The 25,171-nt window shown below is 59.6% G+C and carries 29 protein-coding genes; 15 read left to right on the top strand and 14 right to left on the bottom strand.

Going from position 1 to position 25,171, the window contains the following annotated elements; all coding sequences use genetic code 11:
• Window positions 1–28: 28 nt before the first annotated feature.
• On the bottom strand, window positions 29–2,533 hold the full coding sequence (locus HU718_RS21680; RefSeq protein ID WP_186613855.1) for an ABC transporter permease: 2,505 nt from the start codon (window positions 2,531–2,533) through the stop codon (window positions 29–31).
• Complete coding sequence (locus HU718_RS21675; protein WP_007908572.1) at window positions 2,533–3,216, bottom strand: ABC transporter ATP-binding protein; 684 nt, start codon at window positions 3,214–3,216, stop codon at window positions 2,533–2,535. The genes HU718_RS21680 and HU718_RS21675 overlap by 1 nt, the downstream gene beginning before the upstream one ends.
• 10 nt (window positions 3,217–3,226) lie before the next feature.
• Between HU718_RS21675 and HU718_RS21670 the strand changes: the two genes are divergently transcribed.
• The 3 genes from HU718_RS21670 to HU718_RS21660 all read left to right on the top strand — a co-directional run bounded on the left by HU718_RS21670 (window position 3,227) and on the right by HU718_RS21660 (window position 5,336).
• Window positions 3,227–3,832 carry an arylesterase gene (locus HU718_RS21670; RefSeq protein ID WP_150706461.1) on the top strand — a complete coding sequence of 202 codons (606 nt, stop codon included), beginning with the start codon at window positions 3,227–3,229 and terminating at the stop codon, window positions 3,830–3,832.
• 57 nt (window positions 3,833–3,889) lie between these two features.
• Window positions 3,890–4,183, top strand: a complete 294-nt coding sequence (locus HU718_RS21665) for a hypothetical protein (protein WP_007908575.1) — start codon at window positions 3,890–3,892, stop codon at window positions 4,181–4,183.
• 181 nt (window positions 4,184–4,364) lie between these two features.
• Window positions 4,365–5,336 (top strand): L,D-transpeptidase family protein, encoded by a 972-nt coding sequence (locus HU718_RS21660; protein ID WP_150706460.1) that lies wholly within the window; start codon window positions 4,365–4,367, stop codon window positions 5,334–5,336.
• Window positions 5,337–5,462: 126 nt separating this feature from the next.
• Here HU718_RS21660 and oprI read toward each other — a convergent pair whose 3' ends face one another.
• Window positions 5,463–5,714 (bottom strand): outer membrane lipoprotei OprI, encoded by a 252-nt coding sequence (oprI, locus tag HU718_RS21655; protein WP_003199355.1) that lies wholly within the window; start codon window positions 5,712–5,714, stop codon window positions 5,463–5,465.
• A gap of 638 nt (window positions 5,715–6,352) precedes the next feature.
• Between oprI and HU718_RS21650 the strand changes: the two genes are divergently transcribed.
• Window positions 6,353–6,634 carry a GNAT family N-acetyltransferase gene (locus HU718_RS21650; RefSeq protein WP_102900376.1) on the top strand — a complete coding sequence of 94 codons (282 nt, stop codon included), beginning with the start codon at window positions 6,353–6,355 and terminating at the stop codon, window positions 6,632–6,634.
• A 60-nt stretch (window positions 6,635–6,694) separates the two neighbouring features.
• Here HU718_RS21650 and HU718_RS21645 read toward each other — a convergent pair whose 3' ends face one another.
• Together HU718_RS21645 and HU718_RS21640 are read right to left on the bottom strand one after the other, a co-directional pair.
• A complete protein-coding gene (locus tag HU718_RS21645) occupies window positions 6,695–7,771 on the bottom strand; it encodes a 3-deoxy-7-phosphoheptulonate synthase (RefSeq protein WP_102900377.1) in 1,077 nt (358 codons plus the stop codon).
• A gap of 130 nt (window positions 7,772–7,901) precedes the next feature.
• Window positions 7,902–8,345: a PilZ domain-containing protein gene (locus HU718_RS21640; protein ID WP_186613857.1), complete on the bottom strand. Its 444-nt coding sequence runs from the start codon at window positions 8,343–8,345 to the stop codon at window positions 7,902–7,904.
• Here HU718_RS21640 and HU718_RS21635 point away from each other — a divergent pair.
• From HU718_RS21635 to cysB, 5 genes are all read left to right on the top strand, one after another.
• Window positions 8,344–8,730 (top strand): thioredoxin family protein, encoded by a 387-nt coding sequence (locus tag HU718_RS21635; RefSeq protein WP_150729592.1) that lies wholly within the window; start codon window positions 8,344–8,346, stop codon window positions 8,728–8,730. The two genes, HU718_RS21640 and HU718_RS21635, sit on opposite strands and share 2 nt — an antisense overlap.
• Window positions 8,727–9,698 (top strand): putative 2-dehydropantoate 2-reductase, encoded by a 972-nt coding sequence (locus tag HU718_RS21630; protein ID WP_186613861.1) that lies wholly within the window; start codon window positions 8,727–8,729, stop codon window positions 9,696–9,698. The genes HU718_RS21635 and HU718_RS21630 overlap by 4 nt, the downstream gene beginning before the upstream one ends.
• A gap of 22 nt (window positions 9,699–9,720) precedes the next feature.
• A complete protein-coding gene (locus HU718_RS21625) occupies window positions 9,721–10,626 on the top strand; it encodes a 5'-nucleotidase (RefSeq protein WP_186613863.1) in 906 nt (301 codons plus the stop codon).
• A gap of 97 nt (window positions 10,627–10,723) precedes the next feature.
• On the top strand, window positions 10,724–11,227 hold the full coding sequence (locus HU718_RS21620; protein ID WP_095120481.1) for a universal stress protein: 504 nt from the start codon (window positions 10,724–10,726) through the stop codon (window positions 11,225–11,227).
• Between the two features lie 113 nt (window positions 11,228–11,340).
• On the top strand, window positions 11,341–12,315 hold the full coding sequence (cysB, locus tag HU718_RS21615; protein ID WP_008079948.1) for an HTH-type transcriptional regulator CysB: 975 nt from the start codon (window positions 11,341–11,343) through the stop codon (window positions 12,313–12,315).
• Between the two features lie 9 nt (window positions 12,316–12,324).
• On the opposite strand, the gene HU718_RS21610 is transcribed toward cysB, so the two are convergent.
• Window positions 12,325–12,807: a GreA/GreB family elongation factor gene (locus tag HU718_RS21610; RefSeq protein ID WP_095120480.1), complete on the bottom strand. Its 483-nt coding sequence runs from the start codon at window positions 12,805–12,807 to the stop codon at window positions 12,325–12,327.
• A 2-nt stretch (window positions 12,808–12,809) separates the two neighbouring features.
• Window positions 12,810–13,217 (bottom strand): hypothetical protein, encoded by a 408-nt coding sequence (locus HU718_RS21605; protein ID WP_095120479.1) that lies wholly within the window; start codon window positions 13,215–13,217, stop codon window positions 12,810–12,812.
• A gap of 124 nt (window positions 13,218–13,341) precedes the next feature.
• On the opposite strand from HU718_RS21605, the gene earP reads away from it, so the two are divergent.
• Together earP and HU718_RS21595 are read left to right on the top strand one after the other, a co-directional pair.
• On the top strand, window positions 13,342–14,484 hold the full coding sequence (earP, locus tag HU718_RS21600) for an elongation factor P maturation arginine rhamnosyltransferase EarP (protein ID WP_150729590.1): 1,143 nt from the start codon (window positions 13,342–13,344) through the stop codon (window positions 14,482–14,484).
• A gap of 48 nt (window positions 14,485–14,532) precedes the next feature.
• A complete protein-coding gene (locus tag HU718_RS21595; RefSeq protein WP_007908599.1) occupies window positions 14,533–15,102 on the top strand; it encodes an elongation factor P in 570 nt (189 codons plus the stop codon).
• Between the two features lie 183 nt (window positions 15,103–15,285).
• Here HU718_RS21595 and HU718_RS21590 read toward each other — a convergent pair whose 3' ends face one another.
• From HU718_RS21590 to HU718_RS21575, 4 genes are all read right to left on the bottom strand, one after another.
• Entirely contained in the window at window positions 15,286–16,296 is a 1,011-nt protein-coding gene (locus tag HU718_RS21590; protein WP_186613865.1) for an alpha/beta hydrolase, read from the bottom strand.
• Between the two features lie 34 nt (window positions 16,297–16,330).
• Window positions 16,331–16,750 (bottom strand): organic hydroperoxide resistance protein, encoded by a 420-nt coding sequence (locus HU718_RS21585; protein ID WP_007908600.1) that lies wholly within the window; start codon window positions 16,748–16,750, stop codon window positions 16,331–16,333.
• Between the two features lie 328 nt (window positions 16,751–17,078).
• Window positions 17,079–17,534, bottom strand: coding sequence for a MarR family winged helix-turn-helix transcriptional regulator (locus tag HU718_RS21580; RefSeq protein ID WP_186613867.1), 456 nt, complete (start codon window positions 17,532–17,534; stop codon window positions 17,079–17,081).
• A 72-nt stretch (window positions 17,535–17,606) separates the two neighbouring features.
• On the bottom strand, window positions 17,607–18,563 hold the full coding sequence (locus HU718_RS21575; protein WP_150706452.1) for a LysR family transcriptional regulator: 957 nt from the start codon (window positions 18,561–18,563) through the stop codon (window positions 17,607–17,609).
• Between the two features lie 111 nt (window positions 18,564–18,674).
• Here HU718_RS21575 and HU718_RS21570 point away from each other — a divergent pair, with 111 nt between their 5' ends.
• A complete protein-coding gene (locus tag HU718_RS21570; RefSeq protein ID WP_186613869.1) occupies window positions 18,675–19,424 on the top strand; it encodes a sulfite exporter TauE/SafE family protein in 750 nt (249 codons plus the stop codon).
• On the opposite strand, the gene HU718_RS21565 is transcribed toward HU718_RS21570, so the two are convergent.
• The gene (locus tag HU718_RS21565) at window positions 19,414–20,268 is read right to left on the bottom strand and encodes a LysR substrate-binding domain-containing protein (protein ID WP_186613964.1); all 855 of its coding nucleotides are present in this window, start codon (window positions 20,266–20,268) and stop codon (window positions 19,414–19,416) included. The genes HU718_RS21570 and HU718_RS21565 overlap by 11 nt on opposite strands.
• Window positions 20,269–20,364: 96 nt before the next feature.
• Between HU718_RS21565 and HU718_RS21560 the strand changes: the two genes are divergently transcribed.
• A complete protein-coding gene (locus HU718_RS21560; protein ID WP_016985493.1) occupies window positions 20,365–20,586 on the top strand; it encodes a DUF1127 domain-containing protein in 222 nt (73 codons plus the stop codon).
• A gap of 80 nt (window positions 20,587–20,666) precedes the next feature.
• The gene (locus tag HU718_RS21555; protein WP_186613871.1) at window positions 20,667–21,893 is read left to right on the top strand and encodes a winged helix-turn-helix domain-containing protein; all 1,227 of its coding nucleotides are present in this window, start codon (window positions 20,667–20,669) and stop codon (window positions 21,891–21,893) included.
• A 98-nt stretch (window positions 21,894–21,991) separates the two neighbouring features.
• Here HU718_RS21555 and HU718_RS21550 read toward each other — a convergent pair whose 3' ends face one another.
• Complete coding sequence (locus tag HU718_RS21550; RefSeq protein ID WP_186613873.1) at window positions 21,992–23,338, bottom strand: class II 3-deoxy-7-phosphoheptulonate synthase; 1,347 nt, start codon at window positions 23,336–23,338, stop codon at window positions 21,992–21,994.
• A 153-nt stretch (window positions 23,339–23,491) separates the two neighbouring features.
• Here HU718_RS21550 and HU718_RS21545 point away from each other — a divergent pair, with 153 nt between their 5' ends.
• Window positions 23,492–24,247 (top strand): spermidine synthase, encoded by a 756-nt coding sequence (locus tag HU718_RS21545; protein WP_186613875.1) that lies wholly within the window; start codon window positions 23,492–23,494, stop codon window positions 24,245–24,247.
• 106 nt (window positions 24,248–24,353) lie between these two features.
• Here the strand turns inward: HU718_RS21545 and HU718_RS21540 are convergent, their stop codons facing one another.
• A complete protein-coding gene (locus HU718_RS21540) occupies window positions 24,354–25,145 on the bottom strand; it encodes a crotonase/enoyl-CoA hydratase family protein (RefSeq protein ID WP_102900433.1) in 792 nt (263 codons plus the stop codon).
• Window positions 25,146–25,171 lie beyond the last annotated feature (26 nt).

Below are 25,171 nucleotides of genomic sequence, written 5' to 3'. Positions count from 1 at the left end.
TTCTTGTGATTAAGACCGACTGAGTCTATCAACCCTCACGCAACACTGTCAGTGGACTTGCGTTGAGTGCCCGGCGCGTACCGAACACGCCGGCCCCCCCAATCAGCGCGGCGCCAATCAACGGCAGCACCAACAACCATGGATGCGGGTGCCACGGCAGATCGAACGCGTAGCGATACAACACCAGACTCACCACTTCCGAGCCGATCGCCGCGAGCAATCCGCTGACCGCACCGAGCAAACCGAACTCGATACGCCGTGCCTTGATCAGCAACTGCCGCTCCGCACCCAGCGCACGCAACAGCGCGCCTTGGCGAATGCGTTCATCGAGCGTCGCCTGCAAGCCGGAAAACAGCACGGCCATTCCAGCCGCCAAGACAAACAACAATACATATTCCACGGCCAGGGTGACTTGGGCGAGGATGCTGCGCAGTTGTTCCAGCAGCGCTTCGACCTGAAGAATGGTCACCGCCGGGAAGGTGCGTGATAGTTCGACGATCTGCTGATCATGACCTGGCGCCAGATAGAAGCTGGTCAGGTAAGTCGCCGGCAGATCCTTCAGCGTGCCGGGCTGAAAGATCATGAAGAAGTTCGGCTGGAAGTTGTCCCAGTTGATCTCACGCAGGCTGGTGACCTTCGCTTCACGATTGACCCCGCCGACGCTGAACACCATGTGATCGCCGAGTTTGAGCTTGAGGCTTTCGGCGACTTTACCTTCCACCGATACGCCGGGAACGCCGTCGGTTGGCTGATCTTTCCACCACTCACCGGCGGTGAGCTTGTTGCCCGCCGGCAAATCCGCCGCCCAGGTCAGGCTCAAATCGCGCTGCACGGCACGGTCGCCGGCCGAATCCTTGCTGACGATTTGCTGCACGGCTTCGCCGTTGATGCTGATCAGCCGTCCCGGTACCACCGGATACAGTGGCGCCGCTTGCGCGGACACTTTGATCAGGTGATCGGTGAAGGCCTGTTTGTCTGCTGGCAGAATGTTCAGGGCAAAATAGTTGGGAGCGTTTTTCGGTAGCTGGTTTTGCCAGGTGTCGAGCAGTTCGCCACGCAGCAGGGCGATCAAGGCCATCGACAGCAGAATCAGGCCGAATGCCAGCGACTGACCAGCCGCTGCCAAGGGATGGCGCAGCAACTGGCCCAGACCTAACCGCCACGGCAGCGAAGCACGGGCGAGCATCCGCCGCAGGCTTTGCAGCAGTAACAACAGCAGACCGCCCAACACCAACGCGGCAACTACACCACCACCGAGCAAGGCGAACGTCAGCAGCAGATCGAGGCTCAGGCGCCACATGATCAGGCCGAGCGCACCCAAGGCTGCGCCGTAAACCATCCAGGTACTCGACGGGATGGGCAACATGTCCCGGCGCAGCACACGCAGCGGCGGCACGCGGCCCAGCGCAGCCAGCGGCGGCAAGGCGAAACCGGCCAACGCCACCAACCCGGTGCCGATTCCGGCAATGGCTGGAAACAGACCGCCCGGTGGCACATCGCTTGGCAACAAATCATGCAGCAGCGCGAACAAACCCAGTTGTGCCAGCCAGCCGAGCAGCGCTCCGCTGAGCGCGGCGAGCAAGCCGAGCACGGTCAACTGCAAACTGAACAGCACCATGGTTTCCCGGCGCGATAATCCGAGGCAGCGCAGCAAGGCACTGGCGTCGAAACGGCGACTGGCGAAACGGTTGGCCGACAACGCCACAGCTACACCTGCCAACAACACGGCGACCAGACTGGCCATGTTCAGATAGCGCTCGGCCTTACCGAGGGCTCCGCCAATCTGTCGGTTGCCATCGCGGGCGTCCTGAATCCGCTGATTCGCAGCGAGCCCGGGTTTGATCAGCTGTCGATAGGTTTCCAGCGCCTGCGGTTCACCGCGCCACAGTTCGCGGTAACTCACGCGGCTGCCGGGTTGCACCACGCCGGTGGCGGCGAGGTCATCAATGTTGATCATCACTCGGGGCGTGAGGCTATAGAAGTTGCCGGCGCGATCCGGTTCATACGTCAGTACGCGCGCCAGTTTCAATGTCTTCATGCCGACATCGATGCTGTCGCCGATCTTCAGATCCAGTGCGGTCAACAGGCGTGCCTCGACCCAGGCTTCGCCGGGTTGCGGTTCACCGCCGGTTTCTTCGGCAGCGAACGGGGCGGGCGCGCTCTTCAGTTCACCACGCAACGGGTAGGCGCGATCGACGGCTTTGATGCTCGACAGCTGGATGCCGTTGTCGGTGGCAATGACGCTGGAAAACTCCACCACTTGCGCGTGATTCAGGCGCAGCTCAGTACCACTCCTGATCTGTTCTTCACGGGCCGGGGAACTGCCTTCGAGAACCAGATCGGCGCCGAGAAATTCAGTCGCGCGCAGCATCATCGCGCCATTCAGTCGGGCGCCGAAATAACCGATGGCGGTACTCGCCGCCACCGCCACGACCAGCGCAAAGAACAACACGCGCAATTCACCGGCGCGGGCATCGCGCATGAGTTGGCGTATGGCGAGACTGAACAGGCGCAACAGCGGCAAACGTGCCATCAAGGCTCCAGAGGGGCGACCAACAGCCCGGCTTCAAGACGGATCAGGCGCCGGCAGCGATGGGCCAGGCGTTCGTCGTGGGTCACCAGCACCAGGGTGGTGCCGCGCTCCTTGTTCAATTCGAAAAGCAGATCGCTGATGCGCTCACCGGTGTGGCTGTCGAGGTTGCCGGTGGGTTCGTCGGCGAACAGTACGTCAGGCTCGGCAGCAAACGCACGGGCAATCGCCACACGTTGTTGCTCACCACCGGAGAGTTGACGTGGCGAGTGGGTCAGACGCTGGCCAAGGCCGACGCGCTGGAGCAACTCCGTCGCCCGTTCACGGGCGTCTTTGCGGCCATCAAGTTCCAGCGGCAGCATGACGTTTTCCAGCGCATTGAGGCTGTCGAGCAACTGGAACGACTGGAAGACGAAACCGACATGCTCGGCACGAATGCGTGCGCGCTGGTCTTCATCCAGATTGCTCAGGCCCTGGCCGGCGAGGATAACTTCGCCACTGCTTGGCAGATCGAGGCCGGCGAGCAGGCCGAGGAGGGTGGATTTACCGGAACCGGACGCGCCGACGATGGCCAGGCTGTCGCCCTTGTTCAGTTCCAGGCTGAGTTCGTGCAGGATAGTCAGTTCACCTTCCGCGCTGGGAACCACTTTGCTGAGGTTCTTCGCGGTGAGAATGCTTGCGCCCATGGAGAATCCGATGCGTGTGTGGTTTTTGAGTGCTGGCCTGGCCTTGATGTGCATGGCCCAGAACGCAGCGGCGGGTACTGTCCTGATCGTTGGCGATAGTATCAGCGCCGGTTTCGGACTGGATACCCGCTTGGGGTGGGTGTCGTTGCTCGAACAACGGCTCAAACAGGAGGGTTTCGACGACAAAGTGGTCAATGCCTCCATCAGCGGCGACACCAGTGCCGGAGGCCAGGCGCGCCTGCCCGCGCTGCTTGCAGAGCATAAGCCGGAACTGGTGATCCTCGAATTGGGTGGCAACGATGGCTTGCGCGGAATGCCGCCAACTCAATTGCAACAAAATCTTGCCTCGATGATCGACAGCTCGCGTCAGAGCGGGGCCAAGGTGCTGTTGCTCGGCATGCAACTGCCGCCCAATTATGGAAAGCGTTACACCGATGCTTTTGCCGAGGTCTACGGCAAACTCGCCAACGATAAAAAGATCCCGCTGGTACCGTTTTTCCTCGACGGCGTAGGTGGTCATCCGGACTTGATGCAGGCCGATGGACTGCACCCGGCAGCCGGGGCTCAGGGCAAGTTGCTGGAAAATGTCTGGCCGACGCTAAAACCGCTGTTATGAGGCTTTTCTAAGGGCAGGCTTTCGGCTAATGTGGCGCCCCCTTATTTGGAGCCCCCGATGTCGCGTTCTGCCTGGTCCCTGTTTGCCTACCAACTGATCGAGCCTGACGAGCAGCTGGATCTGTTCGCCTGCCAGGAAGTGCGGGTGCATCTGGTGACGCGGCAACTCGAACTCGGCGGCTCGGCCGATCGCACCCTGTGCGGCAGCCTGCTGCCGGCGCAGCCGCGCTGGTCGAGTGTGGATCGCCGGGTGTTTCAGGATCAGCGTCTGTGCTCGCTGTGCCGGGCGATTCTGGAGTCGCAGAAGCGCGGCACCTCGCCGATCTGGCCGGAATTGCGGTTCGAGCTCTAAAGTCGAAATATCGCAGCCTGCGGCAGCTCCTACAAGGAAGGGCGTACACCTGTAGGAGCTGCCGCAGGCTGCGATCTTTTCAAGGCCTGACGCGGTCCATCGGGCTGTCTCCCCCAATATTCAAAGTGCGGTGTACAATCGCGCTCTTATACCCTTGTTGATCATGCGAAGGATTTTCCGGATGTTGCCGCGCTTTCCTGCCGTCACCCGCTGCCTGTCACTTGCCGCCCTGTGTGTGGCCGGTCCCGTTGCTGCATTGGAGTTTCCCCTGCCACCACCCGGTGAAGACATCATCGGTCAGGTGCAGGTGATCAAAGCCAAGTACGAAGACACTTTCGCCGATCTGGGCACGAAGTACGATCTGGGCTACTCGGAGATGGTCGCGGCCAACCCGGGCGTCGATGCCTGGTTGCCGGGTGCCGGCACCGAGATCGTTTTGCCGACCCGTTTCATTCTGCCGCCGGGCCCGCGTGAAGGCATCGTCATCAACCTTGCCGAATACCGCCTCTACTACTTCCCGAAAGGCAAGAATGTGGTTTACACGTTCCCGCTGGGTATCGGTCGTGAAGGTTGGGGTTCGCCAATCGCCCACACCTCGATCACCGCCAAGACGCCAAACCCGACCTGGACGCCTCCAGCGTCGATCAAGGCTGAGCACGCCGCAGATGGTGATCCGCTGCCGAACGTAGTGCCGGCCGGCCCGGACAACCCATTGGGTCCGTTCAAGTTCACCCTGGGCACCCCGGGTTATCTGATCCACGGTTCGAACAAGAAATTCGGTATCGGCATGCGCACCAGTCACGGCTGCTTCCGCATGTTCAACAACAACGTGCTGGAAATGGCCGGCATGGTCCCGGTCGGTACGTCGGTGCGCATCCTCAACGATGCCTACAAGTTCGGCAGCAGTGGCGGCAAGGTTTATCTGGAAGCGCACACGCCGATCGACGACAAGGGCAACCCGTCGGTGGTCGACAAGCACACTGCGGTGATCAACGCGATGCTCAAGCGTGAAGACGTCACCAGCAACCTGCGCGTGAACTGGGATGTGGTGCGTGATGTGGTCGCGGCCGAAGATGGCCTGCCAACGGAAATCGGCACCCCGAGTGCCTCGGCCCCGATGGTGTCGAGTACACCGATCGACTTGCAGCAGTAAGTCGAGGTTAAAGGCCCGTCGATGCGTACAGCGTCGGCGGGTTTTTTATTGCCCGGGGAAAAGCATCGGACATAAAAAAGCCGACCCGAAAAATCGGGTCGGCTCGATAACAACCCCGAAGGATTATTACTTGCGGCTAGCTTTGTCCAGCATGCGCAGAGCACGCTCGTTAGCTTCGTCAGCAGTCTGTTGTGCTTTTTGAGCAGCAGCCAGAGCTTCATCAGCTTTACGGTAAGCTTCGTCTGCACGAGCCTGGGAGCGAGCAGCTGCGTCTTCAGTAGCGGTCAGACGTGCTTCGGTTTCTTTCGATGCGCTGCTGCAACCGGTAGCCAGAACTGCGGCCAGAGCCAGAGCAGAGAATTTCAGAACGTTGTTCATCGTGTTCCCCTTCAAGGACTTTCAATTAAGTGGCTGTCTCCTCACGATTGAGGAAATAGCCGGCGTACATACTACCCATTACTTGTAGTAAGTAAACTGACGTAAGGCAAGAAGCAAAAAAAATTGTAGGCGTTGATTCTTTTTCGAGCAACTTTTAACTGCGCTGTTTAAAAAATATACAGCTGCAAGCCCCGAGCTGAGCGAGTTAATGCGAAAAAGTTCCCGTTGCCACGTGCTGTTTTTGCAGTCTTGGCTAAAGTCTTTCTAGATGAATACGTCGACACTTTTGTTCCGAATTTGCGTGCTGCTTCGCTTATCTTTGTGCATGTTGAGGTGACTTTAAAAAAGGCTGCACGTCTTAAGTCTCAACATCCGGCAATGTTCAGGTGACCGGTTTGGCAAGATCTTCTTCCAGGCCCACCCTGCGTCCATCGGAGCAACCCACGCCAACTCGCTTGATGACGAGCGTACCTTGAGCATTTTTGCCAATGGTGCCTACTATTTATCAGGTGCCAGGTTGCGCGAGATCGGTGTGGCTCTTCTCGGTGTCCGTCAGGCACGGGGTGGCGTAGATGTTCCTTCGCCGGAAAAACATCGGTAAGGTAGGGGTCAGAATTCAAGACCCGCGAGGAGTAGTGATGAGCGAGGCGTTGTCCATCCACCATGACCAGGCTGGTCATCAGTTCGAGACCAATGTGGACGGTCATCGTGCCTACCTGACCTATATGGATCTGGGGAAACAGACCCTGGATATCTATCGCACCTTCGTGCCCAACGCCCTGCGTGGCCGTGGCATTGCCGCAGCGCTGACCGAGCGCGCGCTGCAGTACGCCGAAGAAATGGGTTACACGGTGATCCCGTCCTGCTCTTACGTCGAGCGCTACATGGAGCGCCATCAGCGTCGCGCCGCCAAGATCTGAATCGCACACACAAAAACGCCGGGCATTGCCCGGCGTTTTTTTATGCCTGTAAAACGCTGATCAGCTGCGCTGGCGTTTCGGCAGAACATCCTTGAGCTTGGCGTGCATGCTGCGCAGGGTGTTCTCGGTGGCGGACCAGTCGATGCAGGCATCGGTGATCGACACGCCGTATTGCAGGTCGGCGAGGTCTTTTGGAATCGCCTGGCAACCCCAGTTCAGATGACTCTCGACCATCAAACCGATAATCGACTGGTTGCCTTCGAGGATCTGGTTGGCGACGTTCTCCATCACCAGCGGTTGCAGGGCCGGATCCTTGTTGGAGTTGGCGTGGCTGCAGTCGACCATGATGTTCGGCTTGATCTTCGCCTTGTCCAGCGCCTGCTCGCACAGGGCAACGCTGACCGAATCGTAATTCGGCTTGCCGTTACCGCCGCGCAGCACCACGTGACCGTAGGCGTTGCCTTTGGTGGTGACGATCGACACGCCACCTTCCTGGTTGATGCCGAGGAAACGGTGCGGGCTGGAGACCGACTGCAAGGCGTTGATCGCCACAGTCAGGCCGCCGTCGGTGCCGTTCTTGAAGCCGACGGCCGAGGACAGACCGGAAGCCATTTCCCGGTGAGTCTGCGATTCGGTGGTACGTGCACCGATCGCCGACCAGCTGATCAGGTCCTGCAGATACTGCGGGGAGATCGGGTCTAGGGCTTCGGTGGCGGTTGGCAGGCCTTTTTCGGCCAGATCCAGCAGCAACTGACGACCGATGTGCAGACCGTCCTGGATCTTGAACGAGTCGTCCAGGTACGGATCGTTGATCAGGCCTTTCCAGCCAACGGTGGTCCGTGGCTTCTCGAAATACACGCGCATGACCAGATACAAGGTGTCGGAGACTTCCTCCGCCAGCACCTTGAGGCGATCGGCGTATTCGTGGGCAGCCTTGATGTCGTGGATCGAGCACGGGCCGATCACTACGAACAGACGGTGGTCGGTGCCATCAAGAATGTTGCGAATGACTTCGCGGCCCTTGGTGACGGTGCGTAGGGCAGCGTCGCTCAGAGGGATATCACGCTTGAGCTGATCGGGAGTGATCAGGGTCTCGTTAGAGGCGACGTTTAGGTCGTTGATCGGTAAATCAGCCATCGTTTACTCGTCAGGTCACGGGTGCCGGCCGCCAGCGATCCCCGCGCGGCGGAGCACAGCAGATTTAAGCGCGTCGGGGAGCGGAACCTTAGCGCGTAAAGCGCCTGCTCGACAATGGGCAAAAGGTGCTTTAGTCCAGCGCTGGCTGCGCAAAAGCCTTGCGCACGTTGTCGTGGGAGAACTCGTCGGCATGTTGCTCGACCCATTGCAGGGCCACCGCCTGAATTTCTTGCAGGTCATCGTGGGTTTCGTGCATGCGGCAGTAGCGCTCGATCTGACACACTTGTTCACCCATTCGCGCGCTGAACAGCGTCTGCTCATCGGTGAAGGCGATGCCCACCAGATAGCCTTTTTTACGCCGTAGGCACCACGCCACATAGCCCGGATAACAGATGTCGGCGTTGAGTGTCGGCATGCGTACTTGCAGCGCTGTGCCATGACGCCAGGCACGGTGGTAATTGCAAGCAATGCCGCCGAGGCTGATAGTGTGCAGCTGTTGCCTGGAAATACACTCAGGCTTGAGCAAGGTTAATTCAACCGGCACCTCGTCCGGATGAGGAATGAAACGTCCCATGAGCACAGACTCCCTGTGTCGGTCATTTGACATTGTTTCCCCCAGTATAGTGGTCGAATCCGAACTGACCGATTTCGACGCCGATCAACGGCTATTGGCGATGAGCGGCGTTTCGCTGGTGATTTTCACCAGTGTCGGCTGCGCCAGTTGCCGTTATGCCCGCGAGGTGTTGCCGGGACTTGATCTAGCCATCAATCAGTTGTGCTGGATCGATGCCGGCGACAACGGCGGGTTGGTCGAGCGCTATCAGGTCTTTCATTTGCCGGCGCTGTTTGTGGTGCGCGACGGTGAGTTCTTTGGGGCATTGCACACGCGCCTGACGGCCGATACGTTGAACGCGGCGCTGGCGCAGGCACTGGTCCGAGTTGCAGAGGAGTTGCCATGATGGGGGCAGTGAACAAACCAGGCTTTGATAAACCGAAGGTGGGGATTATCGGCACCGGCGCGATTGGTGGGTTCTACGGTTTGATGCTGGCGCGTGCCGGTTTCGATGTGCACTTTCTGTTGCGCAGCGAGTTTTCGGCGGTGGCTGAGCGCGGTCTGCAAATCAACAGCGCGGTGCATGGCCCGCTGACGTTGCATCCGGCGCAGGCCTATTCGTCGGCCGAAGACATGCCCAAATGCGACTGGCTGTTGGTGGGAGCAAAAACCACCAGCAACGCCGGTCTCGCGCCTTCAATCATTCAAGCGGCCAAGCCGGATGCGAAAGTGCTGGTGCTGCAAAACGGCCTCGACGTCGAAGACAGTTTGCGTGAACTGCTCCCCGATTCCCTGCACCTGCTGGGCGGTTTGTGCCTGATCTGTGTACACCGCGAAGGTCCCGGACAAGTCACCCATCAGGCGCTCGGCGCGGTCAACGTTGGCTATCACAGCGGCCCGGCCATGGATGATGGCGCGCGCATGGTGATTGTCGAGGAGGGCTGCGGGTTGTTCCGCGCTGCCGGAATCGATTCCCAGGCAATGCCCAATCTGCAACAGGCGCGCTGGCAGAAACTGGTGTGGAATATTCCCTACAACGGACTCTCGGTGTTGCTCGGTGCAGGCACCACGCCGTTGATGGCCGATGCCGACAGCCGTGCGTTGATCCAGGCGTTGATGGCCGAAGTGGTGCAAGGCGCCAAGGCCTGTGGCCACGATATACCGCCGGGATACGCCGACTATCTGTTCATGATGACCGAGAAAATGCCCGACTACTGGCCGAGCATGTACCACGACTTTCTACATAAACGGCCGCTGGAGCTGCAAGCGATCTACGCTCGACCATTGGCGGCAGCGAAAGCCGAGGGTTGTGAGTTGCCGCGCATCGAAGCGTTGTATCGCAATTTAAGTTTTATCGACCGGCGCAACGTTTAAGCCGGTCGCTCTGGGGGAAGGCATGGCCAAGAACATCGATGACAAACTGGTGCTGGCGATTTCGTCGCGCGCCTTGTTCGACCTGAGCGAGAGCCACAAGGTCTATCTGTCGGGCGGCGTCGAAGCCTATCGGCAATATCAGATTGAGCACGAAGACGAAATTCTGGCACCCGGCGATGCCTTCCCGCTGGTGGAAAAACTTTTGGCGCTCAACAGTCGCCTCGGCCGCGCACGGGTCGAGGTGATTCTGGTCTCGCGCAACAGCGCTGACACTGGCCTGCGAGTATTCAACTCGATTCATCATTACGGTCTGGCGATTTCCCGCGCGGCGTTTGTCGGTGGGCGCAGTCCGTATCCGTATCTCAAAGCCTTTGGTTGTGACCTGTTTCTGTCGACCCACGCCGAAGATGTGCGCGCGGCGCTGGATGCCGGTTTCGCCGCTGCGACGATTCTTTCCGGCGGAGCGAGCCGTGCGGCCAGCGATGAATTGCGCATCGCCTTCGACGGCGATGCGGTGATCTTTTCCGATGAATCGGAGCGCGTCTATCAGTCCGGCGGGCTGGAAGCGTTTCAGGCCAAGGAGCGCGAAGCCGCGCGCGAGCCGTTGCGTGGCGGGCCGTTCAAAGGCTTTCTGGCGGCACTCAATCTGTTGCAGCGCGAGTTTCCCGATGACGATTGCCCGATCCGCACGGCGCTGGTCACTGCACGTTCGGCGCCGGCCCATGAGCGGGTGATCCGCACCTTGCGCGAGTGGGACATTCGCCTCGACGAATCACTGTTCCTCGGCGGCCTGACCAAATCGGCATTCCTCGAAGCGTTTGCCGCTGACGTGTTTTTCGACGATCAGGCCGGCCACTGCGAACTCGCCCGCGAAGTCGTTGCCACTGGCCACGTACCGCACGGCATCAGCAACGAACCGTCGATCTAAAGCCCTTTGGTTCAAGACGTTGCGTCGCCCGTCGCAGTCGCCAAGGCACTGCTAAGCTGAATCAAATCTCCGCCATGTTGGCACGCGAGGAGGTCATATGATTCGTTCGATGCTGTATGCCACTGACCTCGGTCTGTACGCCCCGTTAGTGATGCAGCATGCCCTGGCGTTGGCGCGAACGTTCAATGCCGATTTGTATGTGGTGCACGCGGTGGAGCCGATGGGGCTGTTTGCCGAATCGGTGTTGCAGAGTTATCTCGACGAGCAGGCATTGAACGAATTTCACAGCCAGGGTCTGAAAACAGTCATCGCCAATATCGAGCAGCGGGTGCTGGATAGTTTTCGCGAAGAACTCGGGGATGAAGGTGAGCAGGATCTGCAGCGCATTCGCGCGGTGCGCGTGGTGCAGGGCGATCCGTCACAGGTGATCCTCGACCAGGTGCAAAAACTCTCTGTCGATTTGCTGATCGTAGGCAGTCACAGTCATGGGGTGGGCGCGGAAACACCGTTGGGGCGCACGGCGGCGCGGGTCCTGCAATTGGCCAAGGTGCCGGTTTATCTGGTGCCGTTAGTGGAGCGCCGGCGGCGGGAGGATCGCTGAAGCAGGAATAATGGCGCTTTGATAAAAAAGTTCTAGATTTATTCTCCAAACCATTAATATAGTTATATACCGTCGCTGATGCCCGTGGCGTCTACCTGCTTTGAGGGATACATATGAAGCTTCAACAATTGCGCTACATCTGGGAAGTGGCGCACCACGACCTCAACGTTTCCGCTACAGCCCAAAGCCTTTACACCTCGCAACCGGGCATCAGTAAACAAATCCGCCTGCTGGAAGACGAACTCGGCGTCGAAGTGTTTGCCCGCAGCGGCAAGCACCTGACCCGCGTGACCCCGGCCGGCGAGCGCATCATCACCACTGCCGGTGAGATTCTGCGCAAGGTCGAAAGCATCAAACAGATCGCCCAGGAATTCTCCAACGAGAAAAAAGGCACCCTGTCGATCGCCACCACTCACACTCAGGCACGTTATGCGCTGCCACCGGTGATCAGCAATTTCATCAAGCAATACCCCGACGTGGCGCTGCACATGCATCAGGGTTCGCCGATGCAGATCGCCGAAATGGCTGCCGACGGCACCGTCGATTTTGCCATTGCCACCGAAGCGCTGGAGCTGTTCGGCGATCTGGTGATGATGCCGTGCTATCGCTGGAACCGTTGCGTGGTCGTGCCCCAGGGCCATCCGCTGACCAAGCTGCCGAAGCTGACGCTGGAAGCACTGGCCGAATACCCGATCGTGACTTACGTGTTCGGCTTCACTGGCCGTTCGAAACTCGACGAAGCTTTCAGTCATCGCGGCCTGACGCCGAAAGTGGTGTTCACTGCGGCCGACGCCGACGTGATCAAAACCTACGTGCGTCTGGGCCTGGGTGTGGGCATCGTCGCTAAAATGGCGGTCGACACCAAACTCGATAGCGATCTGGTGGTGCTGGATGCCAGCGAATTGTTCGAATCGAGCATCACCAAGATCGGCTTCCGTCGCGGCACTTTCCTGCGTGGTTTCATGTGCGACTTCATCGAGAAGTTCGCCCCGCACCTGACTCGCGAAGTCATGGCCAAAGCCATCCAGTGCCACAACAAGCAGGAACTGGAAGAGCTGTTCGACGGCGTCGAACTGCCCGTCCACTAAGCAATTGCCTCAGAGCACCTCGGTGACAGCGAACTGTTGCCGGGTGCCCGCCACCAGAATCTCCACCTCATCGCCTTCGCACTTGCCCAGCAGGCTTTTGCCCAGCGGTGAGCGCGGGGTGATGACGGTAATCGGCTGACCGACCACATCGACTTTCAGGCCTGCCGCATCGGGCGCCAGAAACAGCCACTGCTCGCGACCCTTTTCGTCTTCCAGGCCGAGCAAGGCGCCGACTTCGATACCTCGATTTTCATCGTAGGCACGCAGCGTCAGGTTCTGGCACAGCGCCAGTGATTGACGGATTTCCTCGACTCTTTTTGCTTGCCCAGCCGCCAGATACGACGCCTCAAGCCCAAGCGTGTCGTACTTGTTCTCGGCGATGTTTTCTTCGTGGGTCGCGGTTTCGTAAGCGGTTTGCGCGGCGCGCTCAGCGATGTCGAGGTCGATGCGCAGTTTGTCGAGAATCAGTTGGTGGACGATGTGCTTGTTCATGATCAATCGCAGAATTGCAAAACGTTGGCGCGGGATTTTTCGCTGGGAGCCGTCTGATCCTGTTGCAACCAGAACTGGCACTTTGGATTCGACTGATTACGAATGCTGCTGCGAGCCTGATCCATGCGCACTTGCTGTTCGCTCTTGCGCAGGTTTTCTTCGTACTGTTGGAACAGCGGGCTCTGCGGCGGGATATCCGGCTGCACCTGCACCGCCGGTGGATTGGCCAGTTGCTGCACAGCCTGGGCAACCGGTGCCAGTTGTTCTTTGAACAGCAAATGCGACAGCAGCCAGCAGGTCAGCGCAATGGCGACAAAACCCAGCCACATGCCCAGGGCAATACTGCCGGTCAGATGCAGCGCGCTAAGCTGAACAGGCAAAGGACGGCGCGGGTTGGGACGGTAGGGCATGGCTGCCTCCTGGCGGGTGATTGCGGGCAAGTGGCGATTGTCGCACGAAGATTAATCGCCGTCGGCTCTTCTGCGCGAGGTCATTTATGCGGACAATCGGCGCTTTTGCCAACGGGAGTCTTGAATGCCTGAATTGAAACCCCGCTGGGATATTTTCTGCACCGTGGTCGACAACTTTGGCGACATCGGCGTGACCTGGCGTCTGGCTCGGCAATTGGTGGCTGAGCATGGTTTGGCGGTGCGCTTGTGGGTCGATGATCTGCGCGCATTCGAGCGCATTTGCCCGGCGATCGATATAAACGCCGCACAGCAATCGCAACAAGGCGTCGAAGTGCGGCATTGGCCGGTTGAGTGGGAGCACACGGATGCGGCGGATGTGGTGATCGCCGCGTTTGCCTGTCAGTTACCGAGTGATTACATGGACGCGATGGCAGGGCGTGAACAGCCGCCGCTGTGGATGAACCTCGACTACCTCAGTGCCGAAGACTGGGTAATCGGCTGTCACGGGTTGCCGTCGGTCAAATACAAATCGGTGCAGAAGTTCTTCTTCTTTCCGGGATTTCAACCGGGTACTGGCGGGCTGTTGCGTGAGCGAGGATTGCTCGAGCAGCGTCGGCAATTTCAGCAGGATGCCGAGGCTCAGCGCCAATTCCTGCAAGGCCTCGGGATCGATCGTGCGCCTGACGCCCAGCTGATTTCGCTGTTTGCCTACGAGAATGCCGGGCTGGCCAGTTGGCTGGACGTGTTGGCAGCGGACACCGCGCCGACTCATCTGCTGGTGCCGGAAGGGCGGATTCTGGGTGATGTGGCGCGCTGGCTCGAGGTGGAAACCCTGGCGGTCGGTGCGATTCATGTGCGTCAGTCGCTCACCGTACAAGTGCTGCCGTTCGTCCGACAGGATCAATATGATCACGTGCTCTGGTGCTGCGATTTCAACGCGGTGCGCGGTGAGGACTCATTCGTCCGCGCGCAATGGGCGGGGCGACCGATGCTCTGGCACATCTATCAACAGGACGAAGACATCCATCTGGATAAGCTCGACGCCTTCCTCGCGCTCTATACAAAAGGCTTGTCACCGGCCGCTGCCGAGGCGATGAACGGTCTCTGGCAGGCCTGGAGCGCCGGCCGGCCAATCGGTGAACACTGGCTCGCGGCCCGTAATCATTGGCCAGAACTGCAGGAAAATGCCGAGGCGTGGTGTCTGGAACAAGGCTTGCAGGCCGATCTTGCCGCAGCGCTGGTACAGTTTTACCTAAATTGGATATGATACGCGGCCTAGATTTTTGTAAATCCCATCCAAATTCGGATATTCGCAATGAAAACTGGTAAAGAACTGAAACCCGGTACCGTGATCCGTCTCGAGAACGATCCTTGGCTGGTTCAGAAAGCTGAATTCACCAAGTCGGGCCGTAACAGCGCGATCATGAAGACCAAGCTGAAAAACCTGCTGACCGGTTACAAGACCGAGATCGTTTACAGCGCTGACGACAAACTGGACGACGTAATCCTCGACCGCAAAGAAGCGACCCTGTCCTTCATCAGCGGCGACACTTACACGTTCATGGACACCACTGACTACACCATGTACGAGCTGAACGCTGAAGACATCGAAGCTGTTCTGCCTTTCGTTGAAGAAGGCATGACCGATGTTTGCGAAGCGATCTTCTTCGAAGAGCGTCTGGTTTCCGTAGAGCTGCCGACCACCATCGTGCGCGTAGTTGACTACACCGAAGGTTCGGCTCGCGGCGACACTTCCGGCAAAGTCATGAAGCCAGCCAAGCTGGCTAACGGTACCGAGCTGCAAGTTGCTGACTTCATCGAAATCGGTGACAAGATCGAAATCGACACCCGCGAAGGCGGTTCCTACAAAGGCCGTGCTAAATAAGCATCGGTTTTTGCGGAAAGAAAAAGCCCGACCATTGAGTCGGGCTTTTTTGTGCCTGCGTTTTGAGCTTCACACCTGTCCCTGTGGGAGCGAGCCTGCTCGCGAAAGCGGTGTGTCATTCAATGAAGTGTTGTCTGACAGGACGCCTTCGCGAGCAGGCTCGCTCCCACAATGGGACTGCGGTTATTTCAGATGTTCTTTCAGCTCCTGCGAAGCCTGCAACATCGCCGAACGCACCGCCGGTACCTGACTGACCACGTTAAGCAAACCGTAATCGTGAATCATGCCGTTGTAGCGCACCGACGTCACCGCCACACCGGCCTCATCGAGTTTGCGCGCATACGCTTCCCCTTCATCACGCAACACATCGGCGCCGGCGGTCTGCACCAGTGCTGGCGGCAGGCCCTTCAGTTGTGCAGTGGTGGCCCGCAGCGGCGACGCGTAGATCTCGTTTCGCTGCTTGGCGTCGGTGGTGTAGTTGTCCCAGAACCACTTCATCATGTTGCGCGTGAGGAAATGCCCTTCGGCGTACTGATTGTAGGAGCCGGTATCGAAATTGGCGTCCGTCACTGGCCACAGCAGCACCTGGAATTTGATCGCCGGAGTGCCTTTGTCTTTGGCCATCAGTGCAACCACGGCCGCCATGTTGCCGCCGACACTGTTGCCAGCGACGGCCAGACGCTTGGCGTCGACATTGATCTCTTTGCCGTGCTCGGCGACCCACTTCGTTGCGGCGTAAGCCTGGTTGATCGCCACCGGGTAATGCGCCTCCGGGGAAGGCGTGTAATTGACGAACACCGCCGCCGCTCCCGAACCCACCACCAGATCCCGCACCAGCCGCTCGTGCGTCGGGAAATCGCCCAGCACCCAGCCACCGCCGTGGAAGAACATGAACACTGGCAGCTCGCCCTTGACCCCGGCCGGCCGGACGATGGTCAGGCTCAACGGTTGGCCATCGACCTGGATGGTCTTCTCGCTGACGTCCGCTTTGGGCAGCGTCAACTTGACCCCGGACTGCGCACCGACCAGCACGGCGCGGGCATCTTTGGGCGTCAGCTGTTCCATCGGTTTGCCGGTGCCGGCATTCAGCACATCGAGAAATGCCTGAGTGTTGTGTTCGACATCACCGGCGAAAGCGCTGTGGATAGACAGGGCGAGAAGGGTACCGGTCAAGACTTTGCTGAAAGTGTGCATGTTCATTTCCTGTTCGGGCCTGAGGTATCAGCAGTTAAACGGTGACGTGCAGACGCACATCGACGTTGCCACGGGTGGCGTTGGAGTACGGGCAGACCTGGTGAGCAGCGTCGACCAGCGCTTGTGCGTCGGCCTGTTCCAGACCTGGCAGGCTGATGTGCAGATCGATGTCCAGACCGAAGCCGCCAGGGATCTGGCCGATACCGACGTGGGCGGTGATCGAGGCGTCGTCAGGGATTTTGCGTTTGGTCTGGCTGGCGACGAATTTCAGAGCGCCGATGAAGCAGGCCGAGTAGCCAGCCGCGAACAGTTGCTCTGGGTTGGTCGCCGCGCCGCCGGCACCGCCGAGTTCTTTCGGGGTGGCGAGTTTGACGTCGAGGATGTTGTCGCTGGAGATCGCACGACCATCACGGCCGCCAGTGGAGGTTGCGATTGCGGTGTAGAGAGTTTGCATGGTGTGAGCCTCATTGAGTGTGTTTGTGTGCGCTAATTGTTTGCGCGCTAAGTAAGTGCGAGATGAATGTATCGCGCGAATATTTAGTGCGCAAGATAAATTTTTAAGAAATCTGCGTTTCGACGAAGAGATGGTTATTGGAGGCGGGCTGTAAGGCTTGATTTAGAGCGGATTGCGCGGGAGGCAGGTGTTGGAAAATATTTTGCTGGCGATGAAATCAATGTGGGAGCGAGCCTGCTCGCGAATGGGATCTCTGATTCAACAAACAAGTTGGCTGACAGACCGCATTCGCGAGCAGGCTCGCTCCCACAGGGGGACAGTATTGGCTTTAGATCAGGCTGTTCTGTAGATGGCTACGCAGCGCCTGCAACTCTGCTTGCAGGTGTTGCAGGCGTTCCAGAGAGAAGCCGCTGGCGCCGAGGATGCACTGCGGGACCGTCTGGGCTTTTTCTTTCAACGCGCGGCCTTGCTCGGTCAACTCGACAATCACCACGCGCTCATCCTCACGGCTGCGCGTGCGACTCAGTAGGCCTTCAGCCTCCAGCCGTTTGAGCAGCGGAGTCAGCGAGCCGGGATCGGTCAGCAACCGCGAGCTGATTTCTCCGACGGTCAAACCATCCTTCTCCCACAGCACCATCATCGCCAGGTACTGCGGGTAGGTCAGATTCAAGGCTTGCAGCAGCGGCTTGTAGACCTTGGTCATCATCAGCGAAGTGGAGTGCAGGGCGAAGCACGCCTGATTGTCGAGGAGCAGGTCGTCGCAGGTGTCGCGTTCGGAAGTCATGTCAAAGCCTTGATCGGTGATGGGCATGAATCTAGCGCTCGAATCTTTAATGCGCCAGATAATTCTCCGGATTCAATGTCTGCCCAGATCGCGCTGCAACGCCAGATCCCAAGGCGGCACCGGACTGAAGCGGGTCTTGAGATATTCAAGCAACAAGCGGCTGCGCGAGTTGGTTTGTTGTTCCATGCGCAGCGCGTAGATGCCGGTGGACTCCGGTTTCGGCAGGCCGTTTTCGCAGAACAGCGGCAGCAATTCGCCGCGCAACAGGTATTCGCTGGCCAGCCACGTCGGCAGATGCGCGATGCCCAAGCCGGCCAGAGCGCCGCAGACCAGGGCCTCGGCATTGTTGGCGCTCATGCGGATGCGCGCCGGACGGTGCAATTGCATCTGCCCGTCCTGTTCGAAGCGCCAGGCGAAGGGTGGGGCGAGGCCTTCCCAGTCCAGGCCATCATGCTCGCTCAGTTGGGCTGGATTGACGGGCACGCCTCGGCGTTTGAGATAGTCGGGACTAGCGCAGGCAATGCGCACCATGCTCGCCAACGGTGTCGCCACCAGGCGGGTATCAGCCATTTGCCCGGCACGCAGCACCAGGTCGACTTTGCCCAGATTCGCGCCGCTCATGTCGACGAAGCTGTCGATCAGGTGCAGTTGCACATCCAGTCCCGGGTACAAAACGAGGAAGTCGGCGATCACCGGTGCCAGATGTCGCCGACCGAAAGCCGCCGGGGCGTCGATGCGGATCAAGCCCTCGGGTGCACTGCTCAAGGACACCGCTTCTGCGCGGGCCAGCTGCAACTCGGCAACAATCCGTCGCGCGCGTTCGGCAAACGCCAGGCCCGCCGGCGTTGCGCGCACGGCATGCGTACTGCGGACAAACAACTGACTGCCGATAGCGCTTTCGAGGTTGTCGATCCGTCGGGCGACGGCCGAAGGAGTCAGCGGATGGCGGCGCGAAGCAGCAGAAAAACTGCCACTTTCCAGCACGTCGAGAAACAGTCCGAGTTGATCGGTCAATTGATTGGGATTCATGGTCAGCTTCACGCTTGTGCGAAATCGGCATAGCCATTGTGCGTTGCTGTGCGTTTCCCCGCCAGCCACGACTGCGTAGGATGAATCGCCTGACGTAAGAGGAATTCGGCTGTGATGGAGTTTTTGTTGTACCTGCTGTTCGGCGCCGCGCTTGGCACCCTTGGCGGCATTTTCGGCATCGGCGGCGGTTTGATCGCCATTCCGTTGCTTGGCGTGTGGTTTGGCCTCGACCAGCAGATCGCCCAAGGCACGGCGCTGGTCATGGTTGTACCCAATGTGATGCTGGCGCTGTGGCGTTATCACCAGCGCAATCGCATCGAACTGCGGCACGCGCTGCCCTTGGCGGTGATGGGCTTTTGCTTTGCGTGGATCGGTTCGATCTGGGCGGTGGGCATTGATGCGCAAACCATGCGCATCGGCTTTGTCGCGTTCCTGGTGGTGCTCTCGGCGTACAACCTGTTGAAGATGTTCGGCAAGCCACCCGCTGCGACGTCTGAGATGCGCTATTCCTGGCCGTGGCTTGGCGTACTCGGCGCGGCGTCCGGAACCATGGGCGGTTTGTTCGGTGTCGGTGGCGCAGTGGTGGCAACGCCGGTGCTGACCAGCCTGTTTGGCACCACGCAAGTCGTCGCTCAAGGTCTGTCGCTGGCGCTGGCGTTGCCAAGCACCGGCGTGACTCTGGTGACTTACGCGGTACACCACGAAGTCGACTGGATGATCGGTCTGCCACTGGCCATCGGCGGCCTAGCGAGCATCAGTTGGGGGGTGAAAGTCGCCCACGCGATGCCGGAAAAACTCCTGCGCGGGCTGTTCTGCGGTTTTCTGGTGCTGTGTGCGGTGATGCTCGCGTTTAAAGTTTGAAGCCTTCGACGATGTGCTCGGCCAGGCACTCGGTGATCGGCGACGGATTGTTCAGGTTGCGGATCAGCATGATGCTGGCCTCGGGCAACAGCGGCAAATCTTCGGCGGCGCCGAGGATGCGCATGTCCGGGGTGATCAGGCTTTCCAGTTGCGCGGTGATTGCCATACCGGCACTGACCACCGCCATCAATGCCGAAAGGCTGGTGCTGTTGTAAGCGATGCGGTAATCGCGGCCCATCGCATCCAGCGCATTGCACGCCCACAAGCGGCAGAAGCAATCACTGTTGAACATCGCCAAGGGCAGCGGCGTCTGTTCGTGGGCGCTGAAGTTCTGCGCCTCGGCCCAGACGAAACGCTCCTTGCGCAACAACTGGCCGATCTCGTTGCCCGGTTCGCGGGTGACAATCGACAAGTCCAGGTCGGTGCGTTGCAGCAGTTGTTTGGTCGACTCGCAATGCACTTCGATCTGGATCAACGGATAGAACTGCGCGAACCGCGACAGAATCCCCGGCAGAAAGCGCATCACGTAATCGTCAGGCGTGCCGATGCGCACCGTGCCGACCATGTGCGGCTCGCGCAAGGTGTTGAACACTTCACTGTGCAATTTGAGGATGCGCCGCGCGTAACCGAGCAACACCTGGCCTTCAGCGGTGAGGCGCACCTGACGGCCGTCACGCTCGAACAACTGCCGCTGTAACACGTCCTCTTCCAGGCGCTTCATCTGCATGCTCACCGCCGATTGCGTGCGGTTGACCATTTCGCCGGCGCGGGTGAAGCCGCCCTGATCGGCAATCGCGACAAAGGTGCGCAGGACATCGGTATCGATACTGGGGTAGGCCGACAATTGATGAATCTCCGTGATGCATGCCATCAGAAACATTCGTTGGATTGATCTTAGCGCCGGCGTGAGACTTGAGCCATCCACAAAGGAGGCAACACGATGAAAGGTCAAAGAGAGTATGTAGACGAAGCAAAATTTTCCGGCCACGGCCATATCGTTTCCGACTTGCTGCACAAGTTTAGCCGCTGGTACGAACTGCACCGTGAACGCGAGTTGCTCGCCAGTCTGAGCGACGAAGCGTTGAAGGACATCGGCGTCAGTCGTGCCGACGTTGAACACGAAGCCGTGCGGCCGTTCTGGGATGACCCGATGCATAAATGACCCGCTGCATAAATGATCAGCAGAGCGCTACACAAACCAACTTCGAGTGAGGTAGGTTGCGAGCAGACAAGGAGATGCTCATGCCCGCAACAGTATCCTTTTCCCTCAAACAGGCGCGACGTCTGGCGCTGGCGGCCCAAGGCTTCAACGGGCGCCAGCCGCCGACTGTCAAGGCGCCACACCTCAACCGGCTGATCGAACGGCTGGGTTTGTTGCAAATCGACTCCGTCAACGCGGTGGTGCGCTCGCATTACCTGCCGCTGTTCTCCCGTCTCGGCTCCTATTCCTCCGATTTGCTCGACCAGGCTGCCTGGAGTTCGGGGCGACGACGTACGCTGTTTGAATACTGGGGACATGAAGCGTCATTGTTGCCGCTGTCGATGTATCCGTTGATGGCTTGGCGGATGCAGCGAGCCAGGCGCGGCGAGGATATCTATCAGCAACTGGCGAAATTCGGTCGTGAGCAGCAGGACGTGGTGCGTCGGGTCTTGAGTTCGGTGGAAGAGCAAGGCGCGTTGGGTGCCGGCAGTTTGTCGACCCGCGAAGACAAGGCCGGACCGTGGTGGGACTGGAGCGCGGAAAAGCATGCGCTGGAATGGTTGTTCGCGGCTGGCGAGGTCACGGTAGCGGGCCGCCGTGGTTTCGAGCGTTTGTATGATTTGCCGGAGCGAGTGATCCCGTCATCGATCCTGCAACAGGCGTTGCCGGATGAAGCCGAGGCGCAGCGAGGGTTGCTGCTGCACGCGGCGCAGGCCTTGGGCGTCGGCACCGAAAAAGACCTGCGCGATTACTTTCGTCTGAATCCGGCGGATGCGCGCCCACGTCTGGCGGAGCTGGTCGAGGCTGGGCAATTGCAGAGGTGCGAGGTCGCCGGCTGGCGGCAGATCGCCTATTGCCTGGCGGAGCCGAAAGTCCCGCGCAAGGTGGCGGCCAGTGCGCTGTTGTCGCCATTCGATTCGTTGATCTGGGAGCGCAGTCGCACCGAGCGCTTGTTCGACTTTCGCTATCGGCTGGAGATTTACACGCCGCAGGACAAACGGGTTTACGGCTATTACGTGTTGCCGTTCTTGCACAACGAGCGGATTGCTGCGCGGGTGGATTTGCGCGCCGAGCGGGCGGCGGGGCAGTTGGCGGTGCATGCGGTGCACGAGGAAGAGCCGGGACTGGATGAAGAAGGGATGTTGGCGCTGGCTGCTAATTTGCGGCAGATGGCGGACTGGTTGGGGCTTGCGCGGGTGCAGTTGAATTGTCAGCGCGAGAGTGCAGCGCGGTTGCGGGTGGCATTGGCGAAAATTGAGGGCGTCTGAGCGGACGCCTTCGCGAGCAGGCTCGCTCCCACACTGGATTTGTGTCGTATACAAAACCCATGTGGGAGCGAGCCTGCTCGCGAAAGAGGCGACGCGGTCTAGCGGCGAACCTGCTTCAGGGTTTCGGCAATCAAAAACGCCAATTCCAGCGACTGATCAGCATTCATCCGCGGATCACAGTGGGTGTGATAGCGATCCGACAACCCGTCTTCAGTAATCGGCCGCGCGCCACCGATGCACTCGGTGACATTCTGCCCGGTCATCTCGATGTGAATGCCGCCGGCATAACTGCCTTCCGCTTCGTGCACCTGGAAGAACTGCTTCACCTCGCCAAGGATCTGCGCAAAGTCGCGGGTCTTGTAGCCGCTGCTGGCCTTGATGGTGTTGCCGTGCATCGGGTCAGAGCTCCACAGCACTTGCTTGCCTTCACGCTGCACCGCGCGGATCAGCGCTGGCAGGTGATCGCCGACCTTGTTCGCGCCCATCCGCGCAATCAGGTTCAGACGGCCCGGATCGTTGTCCGGGTTGAGCACGTCGATCAGACGGATCAGGTCATCCGGGTTCATGCTCGGGCCGACTTTCACGCCGATCGGATTGTTCACGCCACGGAGGAATTCGACGTGCGCGCCGTCGAGCTGACGGGTGCGGTCACCGATCCACAGCATGTGCGCCGAGCAGTCGTAGTAATCGTTGGTCAGGCTGTCGCGGCGTACGAAGGCTTCTTCGTAGTTCAGCAGCAACGCTTCGTGGGCGGTGAAGAAGCTGGTTTCGCGCAGTTGCGGCGAGCTGTCCATGCCGCAGGCGCGCATGAATGCCAGGGTTTCATCGATGCGGTCGGCCAAGTGGCTGTACTTCTCGGCCAGCGCCGAGTTGGCGATGAAATCCAGATTCCATTTGTGCACCTGATGCAGGTCGGCAAAACCGCCTTGGGCAAACGCGCGCAGCAGATTCAGCGTGGCGGTGGACTGGTGGTAGGACTGCAGCAGACGCTCTGGATCCGGTACGCGGCTTTTCTCGTCGAAACCGATGCCGTTGACGATGTCGCCGCGATAAGCCGGCAGCGTCACGCTATCAATGGTTTCGTCGTTGGCCGAACGCGGCTTGGCGAACTGACCGGCCATGCGCCCGACCTTGACCACCGGGCAACCGGCGGCGAAGGTCATGACGATCGCCATTTGCAGCAACACTTTAAAGGTGTCGCGAATCTTCGCCGCAGAGAACTCGGCGAAGCTTTCCGCACAATCGCCGCCCTGCAGCAGGAATGCCCGGCCCTGGGTGACTTCGGCAAACTGCCGGCGCAGTTCGCGCGCCTCACCGGCAAACACCAGCGGCGGATAACTGGCCAGGGTTTGCTCGACCTGGCGCAGGTGCGCGGCGTCGGGGTATTGCGGTTGTTGCTGGATCGGCAGGGCGCGCCAGCTGTCAGGGCTCCACGGTTGGCTCATCACGGTCTCTAATTGGTTCTACGCACGGGAAGCCCATGTTAGCAGCAATTAGTGCGTGACCTGCTCCCGCCCCATCACCGACAATCGCCGCTTTGCCACGGCACCACAGCGGTGCCATCGCGTCACCGCGCCCGGTGACCATCAGGAGACGAAATGACTGAGGAGCGCGTCGAGCATCTGCTCGCCGAAGTACAGGATGAGTTCGGCGTGATTCGCGTGCTGGAAGTGGCCGATTACCGCTTTCTCGAGTTCGGCGATGCCATCGAGCAAAGCTGCGTGTTCACCGCCGACCCGAGCTGGCTCGAATACGATTACACCCGGGCGATGCTGATCGGCGCGTTGTGCCATGAGCAGCCGGAGAGTGCGCTGTTTCTCGGGCTCGGCGCCGGTACGCTGACTCAGGCCTGCCTCAAGTTCCTGCCGCTGGAAGATGTCGAAGCCATCGAACTGCGCCCGGACGTGCCGCGTCTGGCCATCGAGTACTTGGGGCTGGACGATGATCCACGGTTGTATATCCGCGTCGGCGATGCGCTTGAATTGCTGCCAACGGCAGAGCCTGCGGATCTGATTTTCGTCGACCTGTACACCGATGTCGGCCCGGGCGTCGGGCATCTTGCCTGGAGTTTTCTCGGTGATTGCCAGAAACGTCTGAATCCGGGTGGCTGGCTGGTGATCAACCAGTGGGCCACCGATGATGGCAAGCCGTTGGGCGCGGCGTTGTTGCGTGGGCTCTATCACCGGCATTACTGGGAGCTGCCGGTGAAGGAGGGCAATGTGATTCTGATTGTCCCGGCGGATCTCGATCAGGTGCTGGACATGCAGGCGCTGACTGCCCGGGCCGAAGCGCTGGCGCCGCGGTTGGGGTATTCGTTGCAGTCGTTGATCAACAGTATTCGCCCGGCCACCTGAGGCATCTGTGATGGCCCCTTCGCGAGCAGGCTCGCTCCCACATTGGAATGCATTTCCCTGTGGGAGCGAGCCTGCTCGCGAAGAGGGTCGATAACCTGTGAAAATTTCAGATCCCTTTGAAAATGCCAGGACGCCGCTCCACCAGCGACCGCACCCCCTCCTTGGCATCCTCACTGGCCAACAACTTTTTCACCAGTGCTGGCAACGCCTGCGCCGCCGCGGTCTCACCCTCATACCGAGCCTGCCGCGCCGACATCAACGTCGCCTGCACCCCCAATGGCGCCTGCCGGGCAATCCGCTCGGCCAACTCAATCGCCCGTGGCAGCAAATCCTCACTGGCCATCACTTCCTGCACCAACCCCAAGTGCAACGCCTCGTGCGCATCGAACTCATCGCCGGTCAGCAACCAGCGCATCGCATTGCCCCAACCGGCGATCTGCTGAAAACGTAAAGTCGCGCCACCAAAAGGAAAAATCCCACGCTGCACTTCCATTTGCGCGAAGCGGGTATTGCTCGCGCACAGGTTAATGTCGGCGGCCAGCATCAACTCGATACCAATGGTCAGGCAATAACCTTGCGCGGCGACAATCACCGGTTTGCTCACCCGTGGTCCGACGAAAACACCCCACGGGTCGCATCCGCCGGTCGGAACCTGCCAGCCTTCAGCGAGTGCGCCGCTGGCGCTGACCAGATCCAGACCAGCGGTAAAGTGCTCGCCATGGCCGAACACCACCGCGACCCGCGCTTCACTGTCGGCCTCGAACTCGCCATAGGCCAGGCTGAGTTCATTGAGCAGGTCGAGGTCGAAAGCATTGCGCTTGGCCGCTCGATCCAGGCCAATCAGATGGACGTGACCACGACGTTCACGGCTGACGCGGCCGGGGCAGGGCTGATTCATGGCGAAATCCTCAGGCGGGAAGGGCG

This window comes from Pseudomonas tensinigenes (genome assembly GCF_014268445.2).
In the GTDB taxonomy this organism is placed as follows: Bacteria; Pseudomonadota; Gammaproteobacteria; order Pseudomonadales; family Pseudomonadaceae; genus Aquipseudomonas; species Aquipseudomonas tensinigenes.
This window is presented reverse-complemented; position numbering and strand designations above follow the sequence as displayed.